Here is a 13,047-nt window from a genome sequence, read left to right as displayed (position 1 = left end):
AGTGCGTATCGAGAACGGGGTTCCGCCGGGCGGGCGTTCTCGACGGACGCTTCTCGACAGGCTCGAAGCTGCTCGAACCGAACGGAGGGGAGTGAGAGCACACCTCCCGTTCATGCTGAGTAGGGGCTGAGCGAAATCGAAGCGGCGTATCGAAGCACCCGCGGCCAATGTCCTTCGATACGCCGCTTCGACAAGCTCAGCAGCTACTCAGGACAAGCGGGGAGGGCGTAACCTAACCCCCACCCAAACCGTTCGGTTCGAGCAGCTTCGAGCGAAGTCGAGAAGCGTCCGTCGAGAACGCTTTGCCCCAAACGGACCTCGATGAGTCACCCCAGCGGAACCCGTTCTCGATACGCACTCTCGACAAGCCCGATCGATACTCGAACCAAACGGAGGCGTTTACTCCCCCGTCGCCACCGGAATCCCCGGCAACGCCTTCGACGTCCGCACCGTCGGCGACGTCTTCACGCTCGCCACGTTCGGCGCGGTGATCAGCTGCGTCGTCAACATCGACTGGAACGTCTCCAGGTCCGCCGCCACGATCTTCAAAATAAAGTCGATCTCGCCGTTCAGCATATGGCATTCGCGAACCTCGGGGATCGTCGCGACATGCGCCTCGAACGCCGCAAGGTCGCTGCCAGCCTGGCTCTTCAGGCTGACCAGCGCGAACACGGTGATCGTGAACCCCAGCAGTCGTGGATCGAGCGTCGCGTGATAGCCGCGGATCGCCCCGGCCTCTTCCAGCGCCCGAACCCGGCGCAAACAGGGCGGCGCGGTCAGCCCGACGCGTTCGGCCAGTTCGACGTTCGTCATCCGCCCGTCCTCCTGCAACAGCGCAAGGATTTGCCGGTCGATACGATCGAAAGCCATGTGTCGGAGTCCGTGATTGGGTTCGAATGAAAGCACTGCCTACAGCATTATAAAATTACGCGGAAGCGCAATTGTCCCACATTGCGACGTGCCGAAAATGGGCAGTTCCGTATTAAGGATTGCGGCGTTAAGGGTCGGTCGCGTCGCGATATGGTGTGACGTCTGGGTGAGTAAGCGGTGCGCTTCGATGATACTCTCGAAACGGTTCTCGCCTCCGATCTGACGGGGGAGGGGGCACGCGCATCGGCGTGGCGTCAGCTGGTCGACCTGATCGGTCGCGGGCGCGCCGCCCCCGATCCGCGGGTGATCGCGCTGCTTCACGATATGCGCGACGGCGTACCGCGCACGGTGCGCGTCGCCAGCGCCCGTGATCTCGAATATGCCTGTCCGCCCGCCGTCCTCGTCGACCTGATCGCGACCGACGTGATCGAGGCGGCACTGCCGGTGCTGCGCAGCGCCACGCTGTCGGTCGGCGAATGGCTGGCGCTGCTCCCACGCCTCGGCCCCGCCGCCCGCGGCATCGTGCGCAACCGCCGCGACATCGACCCCGCCGTCCAGCGCGCGCTTGACAGCTTCGGCAGCACCGACCTGGTCTTGGGCGACGATCGGGAAGCACCCGCGCCGGTCGAACAGGACGTCGTCGCCCCCTCCGACCAACCGCGTCACCCCAGCGAAGGCTGGGGTCTCCCGCGGCAGACGGACGACGCCAGCCCTATAGAGACCCCAGCCTTCGCTGGGGTGACGCCGGTGGAGAGCGCGCCGGACGATGCGTCGCTGTTCGATCCCGCCGCAACGCCCACGCCGACCGACCTTAACCGGGATCGTCACCCCAGCGAAGGCTGGGGTCTCCCGCAGCAATCGGACGACGCCAGCCCCACAAAGACCCCAGCCTTCGCTGGGGTGACGCAAGTGGCCGATGCTCCTGCGCCGGCCGCGCCGGTGACGGACGACCAGCCCGAACCCACCGACCCCGCCGGCCCGTTCAGCATCGTCGACGTCATGGCCCGGATCGAGGCGTTCGAACGCACGCAGGACGTCGCCCCGCCACCGCCGCCGCTCGCCACCCACGACAGCTTCCGCTTCGAAACCGACGCGACCGGCATCCTGCGCTGGGTCGACGGGGTCAGCCGTGCGCCGCTGATCGGACTGTCGCTCGATTTCGGCGCCGCGCCCGGCCATGCCCGCTTCGACGGCGTCGCTGCCGGGGCGCTGCGCCAGCGCAGCCCGTTCCGCGACGCCCGGCTGGTCATCGGCGGCGACAGCGATGCGGCGGGCGAATGGTGCGTGTCGGGCGTTCCCGCCTTCGATCATGCCACCGGCCGCTTCACCGGCTATCGCGGCACCGCCCGCCGCCCGCGCCGCGACGAACGCGCCGAACCCGTGCCCAATCGCGACGCCGGCGTCGCCCAGCTGCGCCAGCTGGTCCATGAACTGCGCACTCCCGCCGGCGCGATCGCCGGGTTCGCCGAGATGATCGAGGCGCAGCTCCTCGGCCCCGTACCGCCGGTCTATCGCGACCGTGCCGGCGCGATCCTCAACCATTCGCGCGATCTGGTGGCGGTGATCGACGATCTCGACCTCGCCGCGCGGATCGACGGCGACGCGCTCGACCTGCGCGCCGACAGCGTGGCGCTGCGCCCGGTGTTCGACGTCATCGCGGGCGACCTCACCTCGCTCTGTGCCCTGCGTGGTACCCTGCTGGAGATCGAGCCGACCGACCTGTCGGTTACCGGCGATCGCCGCGCGGTCGAACGACTGCTCGCCCGCCTGCTCGCGACGTTGGTGTCGGCGGGGGAGGCCGAGGAATCGATCTATGTCCGCATGGGGCTGGAGGGCGATGGCCATGTCGCGATCGTGCTCGACCGGCCGCAGGCACTCGACGCATGGCCCGGCGACAGCGTGTTCGACGTCGACGACGACGAACAGGACCAGTCGCTGCTCGGCACCGGCTTCGCGCTGCGCCTTGCACGCAACCTCGCCACCGAACTGGGCGGCACGCTCGCCTTCGGCTCCGCCACGCTGACGCTGCGCCTGCCTGCGGCCGAGGCGGAAGTCGGGCAGGCGCTCCGCCGGTGATCCCGTTCCGGCCCGCCGATGGCCGGCCGGTCGTCTGGCGCGACGGTTTCGGCACCCGCTTCACCGTGTTCGTCGACACCGAAGAAGAGTTCGACTGGCGCGCGCCCTTCCGCCACGACGGCTGGGGCGTCAGTGCCGTCGCCGCGCTGCCCGCCGCCCACGCCCGGATGGCTGCGATGGGGGTGGAGAGCTGCTACCTCGTCGACTATCCGATCGCGACCGATCCGGCCGCGATCGATGCACTGCGCGCGGTCGCCGCGCACGGCCACGCCACCATCGGCGCGCAGCTCCATCCATGGGTCAATCCGCCGTTCGACGAAGCGCTGTCATCCTATAGCAGCTTCGCCGGCAACCTGCCGCCCGCACTCGAAGCCGCCAAGCTCGACCGCCTCACCGCCGCGCTGACCGCGATCACCGGCACCGCGCCCACCGTCTACCGCGCCGGCCGCTACGGCCTCGGTCCCAACACTCTGGGGCTGCTGGCGGCACGCGGCTATGCCCTCGATAGCTCGATGCGTGCCCGCTACGATTATGGCGCGCAGGGCGGACCGGATTACCGCGGCATCGGCAACGATGCGTTCCATACCGGCCCCGACGGCGCGATCGTCGAACTGCCGCTGACCACCGTCTTCACCGGCCGCCTGCGCCGCGCCGGCCAGCCGCTCTACCGCGCTGCCGGTCGCGTGCCCCGCGGTCGCGGCCTGCTCGCCCGGTCGGGTATGCTCCACCGCGTCGCGCTGACGCCTGAGGACATGCCGCTGCCCGACGTGCTGGAGGCGGTACGCGTGGCCGTGGGGGAGGGGGTGCGCGTCCTCAACTTCGCCTATCACTCGCCCAGCCTCGTGCCCGGCCACACCCCCTATGTCCGCGACGCCGCCGACCTTGCCGCCTTCTGGCGCTGGTGGGACGCGGTGCTGGGCCTGCTCGACCGGCTGGGCGTCCGCGCTGCATCCAGCGACGATATCCTCGCCGCCGCCTGATCCTTCGCCCCCCTCGCACGTTGGGCAGCGCGAAGGGATTTCGCCGATGCTCACTGCCCAAGACGACCACTGGATGCGCGAGGCGATCGCCATCGCCCGGACCAAGGGCGACGACCCGTCCTGCTCGCCGCTGGGCGCGATCATCGTCCGCGGCGACCGCGTGCTGTCCGCCGAGCCCAACCAGACGCAGGAATTGCCCGACGCGACTGCGAATGCCGAGATGATGGCGATCCGCCGCGCCTGCGAAAGCGAAGGCGACATGGAACTGCGCGACGCCACGCTCTATTCGACGCTGCAACCCTGCGGCATGTGCACCATGGCGTCGATCTGGTCGAAGGTCGGCCGCGTCGTCTACGGCGCCGGCCGCGACGATGTGCACCGGATGTATTTCGAGGACCGCCACATCGATACGCTCAGCTTCATCGCCGATGCGTACCGCGACGATATCGCGATCGAGGGCGGATGCCTGCGCGACGAATGCGCCGCGCTGTACTACGGCCCGGACGACGATGTGCCGGAGGAAGAGCAGGGGAATATCTAATTCCCTCGCCCCTTCAGGGGAGAGGGAAGGGGCCCGTCCGCAGGACGGGAAGGGTGAGGGCGACCGATATACGGCGGTTCGCGACCACCGCACGCTACCCACACCGTCACCCCGGGCCTGACCCGGGGTCCCGCTTCTTCTCCCACCAACGCCACGAAAAAGGGGCCGGAAGCGCATAGCCTCCGACCCCCTGTTCTGTGTGTCGGCCGACACGGGAGTAAATCCCGCGCCGTCGGTCGGGAGCTACGCCCCCGCCGGCCGGTCGATAGCCGTCTCCGTTTTAGCTTACGCTAAAGCGGTGCGGCCCGGAGCTTAAGCTCCGGCCACTTCCGTGGTATCAACTTTAATCCCCGGGCCCATCGACGAGCTGACCGCAACCTTGCGGACATACTTGCCCTTGGCGCCCGACGGCTTGGCCTTCACCACCGCGTCCACCAGTGCGTCGAAGTTTTCGCGCAGGTCGGCGGCCGAGAACGACGCCTTGCCGATGCCCGAATGGATGATGCCGGCCTTTTCGACGCGGTATTCCACCTGGCCGCCCTTGGCCGCTTCGACCGCAGCCGCAACGTTCATGGTGACGGTGCCGAGCTTCGGGTTCGGCATCAGGCCCTTCGGACCCAGGATCTTGCCGAGACGACCGACGAGGCCCATCATGTCCGGGGTCGCGATGCAGCGATCGAAGTCGATCTTGCCGCCCTGGATCGCGTCCATCAGGTCCTCGGCGCCCACCACATCGGCACCCGCCGCGGTGGCTTCCTCGGCCTTCGCGCCGCGCGCGAACACGCCGACGCGCACGGTCTTGCCGGTACCCTTGGGCAGCGTCACCACGCCGCGGACCATCTGGTCGGCGTGACGCGGATCGACGCCCAGGTTCAGCGCGACTTCGATCGTCTCGTCGAACTTGGCGGTCGCATGGGTCTTCGCCAGTGCGATCGCCTCGTCGACGCCGTACAGCTTCATCGCATCGACGGCGGTGGCGAGGGTCTTCGCCTTCTTGGTCAGCTTGGCCACAGTCTTAACCCTCCACCACTTCGAGGCCCATCGCGCGGGCCGAACCTTCGATGATCTTCGTCGCCGCGTCGATGTCGTTGGCGTTCAGATCCTTCATCTTCATCGTGGCGATCTCAGAGAGCTGCGAGCGCTTGATGCTGCCGGCCTTCACCTTGCCCGGTTCCTTCGAACCCGACTTCAGGTTGATCGCCTGCTTGATGAGGTACGTCGCCGGCGGCGTCTTCGTCTCGAAGCTGAACGAACGGTCGGCATAGACGGTGATGATCGTAGGCAGCGGGGTGCCCTTGGCGGTCTCACCGCTGGAGGTCTGCGCGTTGAACGCCTTGCAGAATTCCATGATGTTCACGCCGCGCTGACCCAGCGCTGGGCCGATCGGCGGCGACGGCTTGGCTTCGCCCGCCGGCACCTGCAGCTTGATATAGCCGGTAATCTTCTTGGCCATGTTCACTCTCTTTCAAGTTTAGCGGTCCGTGCGGCGCGGCCCTGTCGGACCGGCCTCCCGCCATGGTTTCCAAAACTGTCGTTTGGGAAGCGGCGCGCTTAGCGCAAACGTACGGCGCTTGCAATGTAGGATTCCGCCTGATCGGGTAGCGCCCATGCCAAGCTCAGCCCCACGCCCCTATTCGCGCAAGCAGGCGCTGCAGAACGCCGCCTTCCTCGCCGAACTCGAACGCACCGGCAATGCCAGAGACGCCGCCCGCGCGACCAACCTCAACCGTTCGATGCTGACCAAGCGGCGGAACGCCGACCCCGACTTCGCCCAGCGTTGGGAAGCTGCCCTGACCCTCGCCGCCGCCCGTCTGTCCGACCCCGAGCGGACGCAAGGCCCCGCGCGCGTCGTCCGCTCGAAAGGGCGCCTGCAACTGCGCGTCGGCAAGACCCGCACCATCGACCGCGACGCCGAACAACGCTTCCTCGCCGCCTTGAGCGCCACCGCGAACGTCCGCCTTTCCGCGCAAGCCGCCGGCTTCGCCCATTCCAGCTTCTATGCCCGCGCGCGCAACAATCCCGGCTTCGCCCGCGAAATGCGCGTCGCGCTGGCGGTCGGCTCCGAACGGCTGGAAGCGGCGCTGCTGGAAAGTTCGCTGCCGGAGGCGAACGTCCACGACCATTGGCGCCACAACGATCCCCCGCCGATCCCGCCAATGACCGCGGCACAGGCGATGCAGATGATCGCATGGAACGACAAGCGCGCCCGCGGCCTGACCAGCCCCGCCCTCGCGCCCAGGCGCGGCGAGAGCAACGCGGCGTTTATCGCGCGAAAGGCAGAGGATTATCGGGCGCAGTTGCTGCTGAGCGAGGAGGAGATGCGGATGCTCGAGTTCGCGCAGCTGGAGTGGCGGCGGGGTGGGCGCAGGACGCAGTGGGAGCCGGGGGGCTGGGAGGTGGCGTTGGAGATTGCGCTTCGGGGGAGGTGAGGGGACAGCATATCTAATCTAATGTAATTGGCGCTAGACATACGATAAAGCTGGCATATCGTGAACCAATGACCAAAAATAAACGCCCTACCATTCCGCGTACCGCCAGCGAGATAGGAAATTTTCTTAATGATACACTAGATAGTCTGGTGGCGGCTTGTGACCGATTTGATAATAAAGATACTAGAGAGTATCGACACATCGCTGTCCTGATCAGAAGTTTATGTAGGGATACGCGAACTTCGCATTCATTGCTATCTCAGGCTAATATGAAGGACCGGAATTTTCTAAGTAGTAATCTAGTGATTTATCCGGGGAACATGTTTAGTACATGCAACCTAGTCGAATTGGTTTTGCAGCCGAAAGTGCCGGAGAAGCCGGCTACATGGCGAGCCGTGTTAGACGCCGGCGCGATGGTTTTTGAGCCATTTGAAGATTGGTGGCGATCGTCAATTATAGTCCGGTCGAACGGTGAGAAATTCTCACGCAGCGATATTGTCGGCTATGTTGCAGATCAGGATGGGGGCGCTCATGTCGACCCCGAAATTGACGCAGCTTTCGAATCCATGCGACGGGATGCTTTTAACTTTACAAGCGCTAAATCGATAACGGATAATATAGATCGATATGTTATTCGTCAAATAGCGCACGAGATGCTAAAATCTATGCGTCCAAGCTATAGAAGGTTGAATAGCGATCGTAGAAATCAATCGATCTATATGATTCCTTACATGGCGCAGGATGTTTTGCCGGAAGAAGTAGTGATAATTGGATATCAGGAGACGAATCCAGCGAGCAAGTGCCCCTGCGGATCTGGGTTGCGCTTTCTTGAATGTCATAAGAAAGGTGTAATAGCGCCTCGGGATCTTCATAAATGGGAGCGCGGTTTTCCCATTCCTGAAGGGGCAGATGGAGTTCAACTCGCTTTTAAATTGAAGCAACATGGCTAGATATTCTCTTGGCTGCTCAATGAATTGCACGATTGTAAGCTACAAAAACGGCGCAGGGCCTTCGCCCTACGCCGCTAACGTCGGTCGGGTTGCACCCGCCGGCCGGTGTCCGCCGTCTCACGAATAGCGTTCGCTATTCGTGTGCGGACAGCAAGTTTCGGCTTTGCCTTACTTGCTTCGTTCCACTTGCTCGAAATCCAGTTCCACCGGGGTCGCGCGCCCAAAGATCGACACGCTGACCTTCACCTTCGACTTGTCGAAGTCCAGTTCCTCGACCACGCCGTTGAAGCTCGCGAACGGGCCGTCCAGCACCTTGACCGAATCGCCGATCTCGAAATCGACCTTGATCTTCTGCTTGGTGGGCGAGGCGGCGGCCTCTTCCTTGCTGTTCAGCATCCGCGTGGCTTCCGCCTCGCTGATCGCCTGTGGCTTGCCCGACGAGCCCAGGAAGCCCGTCACCTTCGGCGTGTTCTTGACAAGGTGATAGACCTGGTCGCTCAGGTCCAGCTTCGCCAGCACGTAACCGGGCATGAACTTGCGCTCGGACTGCACCTTCTTGCCGCGACGGACTTCGGTCACATTCTCGGTCGGCACCTCGATCGCCTCGACCGCATGGTCGAGGCCCAGGCGCGTCGCCTCGGTCAGGATCGAATCGCGGACCTTGCCCTCGAAGCCGGAATAGGCGTGAATGATGTACCAGCGCGACATGGGTGTCCTTAAAGCTATTGGGGGTGCGGCGGGCGTTACTGGGCGAGCTTCAGCAGCGCCTTGACGATCGCGTCGAACGCCGAATCCACGCCGAGGAAGAAGACCGCCAGCAGCGTCGTCATGATGACGACCATCACCGCGGTCATCACCGTTTCCTTGCGCGTCGGCCATGTCACCTTGGCGGTTTCGGCCCGGACCTGCCGCATGAATTCGACTGGGGTAACCTTCGCCACGTGTGCCTGACCTTCGTTAACGGTTTGACCGACTTGCGGACACAAGGCCCCGTCCGGTTCTGCTCGAACCGGCGCGGCCCATCCACGCTGTCGGATTGGGCATGGTATCTAGCAATCTCGGAAGCCGGAAGCAAGCGGGCGGGGGCAGGGGGCGTCGCACCGTCCCACCGCTGCCCTCGAACCCGCCCGGCTACCCGCCGTGATGCCCGAAACCCTACCCCAACCGTCTCCCCGGCCCTGAGCCGGGGTCCCACCTCTCCTTCTCCCGCCAACGACCGCGCAACAGCGGGACCCTGGCTCCAGGTCCGGGATGACGAAAAGATCAGAACCGATACCCGAACCCCGCCACCGCATGGCGCCGGTCGAAGTTCAGCCCCTCATAGACCTTGTCCTTCGTGCGGAAATTCGTCGCGACCAGCTCGGCCTTCACGAACGTACGGCTGCCCAGCCCGATTTCGCCGCCCAGCCCGAACTGCATCCCGGCATAGGTTTCGGTCGTGCGATCGTTGCCAAGGGCGAACTCCAGCGGCATCGATGCATAGCCGACCTTGCCGTACAGCTGCGCCCGCTCCGCCACCCGCACGCGCAGCCGGACGCCGCCCGACAGCTCGCCCTTCGCCCGCTGGCACAATGCGGTGACCATCCCGACATCGTCGCACCGCCTGGTCGGCGCCCCGGCATAGCCGGCATAGGCCCCCAGCAGCACCTTGCCGCCGATCGCGAAGTCGTACCCGATCTCGCCGCCATAGCGGACGCCGTCCGCGCCATCGTAATATTTGGGATCGTCGTCGACGTGATTGACTTCCAGCCGGTCGTATCCGCCCGCGACCTCGACCCGGAACCCGGTCATCGGATCGCGATAGGTGACCGCTTCACCGACCGCGCCATAAGGATCGAACGGCTTGTCCGCCGGTGCGCCCTGTGCCAGCGCCAGCGCCGACGTCGCATCGCCGCTACCGCGGCCCCCACCGTCAGTTTCCTTCTTGCCCCCCCTGTGCGCGACGATCGCGCTGGCCGGGACAATGCCGGGACTATCGTTTCGGGGTAGTTACAACCACGACGATCGTATCCGAAACGGTTACAGCAGGCTGACCGCGGCGAACCCGCCGATCAGCGCCACGACCAGCAGGACGCCGATCAGCGTCAGTCGCTTCTCGATGAACTCCTGCACCGGCGCGCCGTATTTCTTGAGCAGGAACGCGATCAGGAAGAAGCGGAAGGCGCGGGTGATCGCCGCGGTGAGGACGAACAGGCCGAAGTTGAACTTGGCGAGGCCCGACGCGATCGTCACCAGCTTGAACGGGATCGGCGTCAGCCCTTTGAGCAGGATGATCGCCGCGCCATATTCGGCGAACCCGGCCTGGAACTTCGCTGCCTTGTCCTGCAACCCGTACAGGTTGATGACCCACGCCCCGACCGTGTCCCACAGGAAGTATCCGATGGCATAGCCGACCATGCCGCCCAGCACCGATGCGATCGTGCAGATCGCCGCGATCTGATACGCGCGGCTGCGGTGCTGCAAAATGACCGGCACCAGCACGACATCGGGCGGGATCGGAAAGAACGAGCTTTCGCAGAACGACACGACGGCAAGGCTGCGCACCGCATGGCGATGATTGGCGAGGCGGAGCGTCCAGTCGTACAGCGCGCGGAACATCGTCGTCGAATCCAGTTCTGCTATTTCGGGGATCGGCGCGGCGGCGCGCTGGCACGAGTGGAGGGATTCGAACCCCCGGCCCTCGGTTTTGGAGACCGATGCTCTACCAGCTGAGCTACACTCGTGTGCGGACGCGGCCTCTATCCCGGTCGAACCGGAAGGGCAAGGCCGATTTCTGGCCTAGCCGTCCGAGGCCTTGTAGGAAAGCCCTAAATCCGCCCCGTCCATGGGGAGGGGGACCGCCGCGAAGCGGCAGTGGAGGGGCATCGCCCCAAGCCCCTACGCCGCAATGGCGTAAGGCTTGATCTCCCCGTCGAGATACAATTTCCGCGCCTTCGCCCGGCTCAATTTTCCCGAAGACGTCCGCGGCAAGGTCCGCGGCGGGACCAGTTCGATGACGCAGTTCATGCCGGTAACCGACCGGACTCGCTCGCGAATTTCCTCGCGCAGCCGCTGCCGTTCGGCCTCGTCCGACGCGCGGCATTGTACCAGCACCGCAGGCGTTTCCTCGCCGCCCGGCGTCGTGATCGCGAACGCGGCAATATCGCCCGCCTTGAATCCGGGCAGCTGTTCCACCGCCCATTCGATGTCCTGCGGCCAGTGATTCTTGCCGTTGACGATGATCATGTCCTTGGCCCGGCCGACGATATAGACATATCCGTCAGACAGATAGCCCATGTCCCCGGTGTCCAGCCAGCCATCGGCCATGCACGCCTCGGTCGCTTCTGGATCGCGGAAATACCCGCTCATCAGCGACGGCCCCTTGCACCACAGCTTGCCGATCGCGCGCTCGGGCAGGGGGGTGCCGTCCTCCTCGCGAATCTCGACCGCCATGTCGCGCACCGGCTTCCCGCAATTCACGATGGCGCGGTAGCGTTGCGGCCGGTCGGCGCGACCGGCGTGGCCGGAAAGCTCCGTTTCTTCAACCAGTTCGACGACGATCCCCTCACCCGGTGGCATGATCGCCACCGCCAACGTCGCCTCGGCAAGGCCATAGGACGGTAGGAACGCCGACGCCTTGAAGCCGGCATCGGCGAACGCGTCGACGAACGACTGCATCACGTCGGGCCGGATCATGTCGGCACCATTGCCCGCCAGCCGCCAGCGCGACAGGTCGAACCGGTCCGCCGCCTTGGTCTGGCTCGACATCCGCCGCGCGCAGATATCGTATCCGAACGTCGGCGAGTAGGAAATCGAATTGCCGCTATTGCGGGTGATCAGGTCGAGCCACGCCAGCGGACGGCGGGCAAAATCCTCTGTTTTCAGATAGTCGGTCGATACCTGGTTGGCGACGACCGACAGGAAGCAGCCGACCAGCCCCATGTCGTGATACCACGGCAACCACGAGATGCAGCGGTCGTCCGGACCCACTTCCATGCCATGGCTGTGCGCGGCGAGGTTGTTGAGCAGCGCGGCATGGGTGATCTCGGTCCCGTGCGGGAACCGGGTCGAGCCGCTGGAATATTGCAGATAGCAGATGTCGTCGGTCGCGGCCTGCGGCAGGTCGACGACGGGGGCGTCGGCGGCGGAAAAGCTTTCCCAGTCAATGCCTTCGACGCCGGAAATCCGCGCGGCCTCCCCCGCCATCGCTTCCAGCTCGGCCGGGTAGAACAGCGTCTTCGGGTCGCAGCTCGCCAGCTGCACGCGCAGTTGTTCGACATAGGCCTCGCGCCCGCCGAACGAGGTGGGCAGCGGCAGCGGCACCGGCCAGGCCCCGGCATAGACCACGCCGAAGAACAGCGCGGCGAACTCGGCCCCAGTCTCGGCGATCAGCGCGATCCGGTCGTTGGGGCGGACGCCTTTGGCGATCAGGCGATACGCCTGCTGCAGCGCATCCTCGCGCATCTCGCGAAAGGGGTAGGGCCGTTTCAGCGTACCGCGCGCATCGTGGAAGTTCAGGCCACGCGTCCCCTGCGCGGCATAATCCATTGCCTCGCCCAGCGTCGCGAAGTCGGCGAACCGACGCGGCAACGCGTCGACCGTCGGGGTCGCTTCCGGGGCAACTGCAATACTTCCTTCAAGATTCGTCGTCATTCTTGTCCAACTCTCAGGCCCGTTCGCGCGATACGCGGCGTTCGAAGCGTGTCGCCATAGCGGCAAAGGGCCGCGCGGCACAGTTCATTTCAAAATCGCGACGCAGTGTGGCACAAACATGGCGCATGTCCCGCGCCCCCCGTCGTCCGCTCCCGCCGCTCGATCAGCCCGCCCTGGAACGGGCCGCCTTACGCTATGTTGAACGCTATGCGACGACCCGCGGAAAGCTGGCTGCGTATCTGACCCGCAAGCTGCGCGAACGTGGCAGCGAGGGGCCGGTCGATATCGAAGGGCTCGCCGACCGGATGGCCGAGCTGCGCTATGTCGACGATCGCGCCTTTGCCGAGATGCGCGCGGCGTCGATGACCCGCCGGGGGCTGGGGGCGCGCCGGATACGCGACGCGCTGCGCCATGCGGGGGTGGGGGAGGAGGATGCCGAGGCGGTCGCCGATACGCTGGACGACGGGGCGGAGGCGGCGGCGCTGGCCTTTGCCAGGCGCAAGCGGATCGGGCCGTTCGCGCTCGAACCCACGGATGCGGGCCTTGGACTTGGTCTGGCGCGCCTTGGG

At 65.3% G+C, this 13,047-nt stretch carries 14 protein-coding genes and 1 tRNA gene; 6 read left to right on the top strand and 9 right to left on the bottom strand.

Features of this window, described 5'->3' with window-relative positions; all coding sequences use genetic code 11:
- Positions 1 to 399: 399 nt before the first annotated feature.
- A complete protein-coding gene (locus tag MF610_RS08340) occupies positions 400 to 870 on the bottom strand; it encodes an Lrp/AsnC family transcriptional regulator (RefSeq protein ID WP_242194783.1) in 471 nt (156 codons plus the stop codon).
- Between the two features lie 177 nt (positions 871 to 1,047).
- On the opposite strand from MF610_RS08340, the gene MF610_RS08335 reads away from it, so the two are divergent.
- Genes MF610_RS08335 through MF610_RS08325 form a run of 3 tightly spaced genes read left to right on the top strand, consistent with a single transcriptional unit; the run spans position 1,048 to position 4,467 of the window.
- A complete protein-coding gene (locus MF610_RS08335; protein ID WP_242194781.1) occupies positions 1,048 to 2,946 on the top strand; it encodes a sensor histidine kinase in 1,899 nt (632 codons plus the stop codon).
- Complete coding sequence (locus MF610_RS08330; protein WP_242194779.1) at positions 2,943 to 3,926, top strand: polysaccharide deacetylase family protein; 984 nt, start codon at positions 2,943 to 2,945, stop codon at positions 3,924 to 3,926. Before MF610_RS08335 ends, MF610_RS08330 begins: the two co-directional genes overlap by 4 nt.
- 46 nt (positions 3,927 to 3,972) lie before the next feature.
- On the top strand, positions 3,973 to 4,467 hold the full coding sequence (locus tag MF610_RS08325; protein ID WP_242194778.1) for a nucleoside deaminase: 495 nt from the start codon (positions 3,973 to 3,975) through the stop codon (positions 4,465 to 4,467).
- A gap of 312 nt (positions 4,468 to 4,779) precedes the next feature.
- Here MF610_RS08325 and rplA read toward each other — a convergent pair whose 3' ends face one another.
- Positions 4,780 to 5,478, bottom strand: coding sequence for a 50S ribosomal protein L1 (gene rplA, locus MF610_RS08320; protein WP_242194776.1), 699 nt, complete (start codon positions 5,476 to 5,478; stop codon positions 4,780 to 4,782).
- 4 nt (positions 5,479 to 5,482) lie between these two features.
- Complete coding sequence (gene rplK / locus MF610_RS08315; protein ID WP_242194774.1) at positions 5,483 to 5,920, bottom strand: 50S ribosomal protein L11; 438 nt, start codon at positions 5,918 to 5,920, stop codon at positions 5,483 to 5,485.
- A 154-nt stretch (positions 5,921 to 6,074) separates the two neighbouring features.
- Here rplK and MF610_RS08310 point away from each other — a divergent pair, with 154 nt between their 5' ends.
- On the top strand, positions 6,075 to 6,896 hold the full coding sequence (locus MF610_RS08310) for a hypothetical protein (protein ID WP_242194772.1): 822 nt from the start codon (positions 6,075 to 6,077) through the stop codon (positions 6,894 to 6,896).
- 68 nt (positions 6,897 to 6,964) lie between these two features.
- On the top strand, positions 6,965 to 7,846 hold the full coding sequence (locus MF610_RS08305; protein WP_242194770.1) for a hypothetical protein: 882 nt from the start codon (positions 6,965 to 6,967) through the stop codon (positions 7,844 to 7,846).
- A gap of 168 nt (positions 7,847 to 8,014) precedes the next feature.
- On the opposite strand, the gene nusG is transcribed toward MF610_RS08305, so the two are convergent.
- The 6 genes from nusG to MF610_RS08275 form a co-directional block, all read right to left on the bottom strand.
- Complete coding sequence (gene nusG / locus MF610_RS08300; RefSeq protein ID WP_055789753.1) at positions 8,015 to 8,554, bottom strand: transcription termination/antitermination protein NusG; 540 nt, start codon at positions 8,552 to 8,554, stop codon at positions 8,015 to 8,017.
- A 35-nt stretch (positions 8,555 to 8,589) separates the two neighbouring features.
- The gene (gene secE / locus MF610_RS08295) at positions 8,590 to 8,787 is read right to left on the bottom strand and encodes a preprotein translocase subunit SecE (RefSeq protein WP_242194768.1); all 198 of its coding nucleotides are present in this window, start codon (positions 8,785 to 8,787) and stop codon (positions 8,590 to 8,592) included.
- Between the two features lie 322 nt (positions 8,788 to 9,109).
- Positions 9,110 to 9,637, bottom strand: a complete 528-nt coding sequence (locus tag MF610_RS08290; RefSeq protein WP_242194766.1) for an outer membrane beta-barrel protein — start codon at positions 9,635 to 9,637, stop codon at positions 9,110 to 9,112.
- Between the two features lie 228 nt (positions 9,638 to 9,865).
- Entirely contained in the window at positions 9,866 to 10,444 is a 579-nt protein-coding gene (locus MF610_RS08285) for a YqaA family protein (RefSeq protein WP_242194764.1), read from the bottom strand.
- A gap of 49 nt (positions 10,445 to 10,493) precedes the next feature.
- Positions 10,494 to 10,569, bottom strand: a tRNA-Trp gene (locus MF610_RS08280).
- 154 nt (positions 10,570 to 10,723) lie between these two features.
- The gene (locus MF610_RS08275; protein ID WP_242194762.1) at positions 10,724 to 12,478 is read right to left on the bottom strand and encodes a fatty acyl-AMP ligase; all 1,755 of its coding nucleotides are present in this window, start codon (positions 12,476 to 12,478) and stop codon (positions 10,724 to 10,726) included.
- A gap of 125 nt (positions 12,479 to 12,603) precedes the next feature.
- On the opposite strand from MF610_RS08275, the gene MF610_RS08270 reads away from it, so the two are divergent.
- A partial coding sequence (locus MF610_RS08270; RefSeq protein WP_242194760.1) for a regulatory protein RecX occupies positions 12,604 to 13,047 on the top strand: 444 nt, incomplete at its 3' end.

Source organism: Sphingomonas hankookensis (assembly GCF_022664465.1).
Classification (GTDB): Bacteria; Pseudomonadota; Alphaproteobacteria; order Sphingomonadales; family Sphingomonadaceae; genus Sphingomonas; species Sphingomonas hankookensis.
The sequence above is the reverse complement of the archived record's forward strand: the minus strand, read 5'-3'. Positions and strand labels throughout refer to the sequence as shown.

Bases quoted from the DNA above. Each gene is read 5' to 3' on its own strand.
- MF610_RS08340 (WP_242194783.1), bottom strand. From the start codon at position 870: ATGGCTTTCGATCGTATCGACCGGCAAATCCTTGCGCTGTTGCAGGAG.
- MF610_RS08325 (WP_242194778.1), top strand. From the start codon at position 3,973: ATGCTCACTGCCCAAGACGACCACTGGATGCGCGAGGCGATCGCCATC.
- rplK (WP_242194774.1), bottom strand. From the start codon at position 5,920: ATGGCCAAGAAGATTACCGGCTATATCAAGCTGCAGGTGCCGGCGGGC.
- MF610_RS08310 (WP_242194772.1), top strand. From the start codon at position 6,075: ATGCCAAGCTCAGCCCCACGCCCCTATTCGCGCAAGCAGGCGCTGCAG.
- MF610_RS08305 (WP_242194770.1), top strand. From the start codon at position 6,965: ATGACCAAAAATAAACGCCCTACCATTCCGCGTACCGCCAGCGAGATA.
- nusG (WP_055789753.1), bottom strand. From the start codon at position 8,554: ATGTCGCGCTGGTACATCATTCACGCCTATTCCGGCTTCGAGGGCAAG.
- MF610_RS08290 (WP_242194766.1), bottom strand. From the start codon at position 9,637: ATGACCGGGTTCCGGGTCGAGGTCGCGGGCGGATACGACCGGCTGGAA.
- MF610_RS08285 (WP_242194764.1), bottom strand. From the start codon at position 10,444: ATGTTCCGCGCGCTGTACGACTGGACGCTCCGCCTCGCCAATCATCGC.
- MF610_RS08275 (WP_242194762.1), bottom strand. From the start codon at position 12,478: ATGACGACGAATCTTGAAGGAAGTATTGCAGTTGCCCCGGAAGCGACC.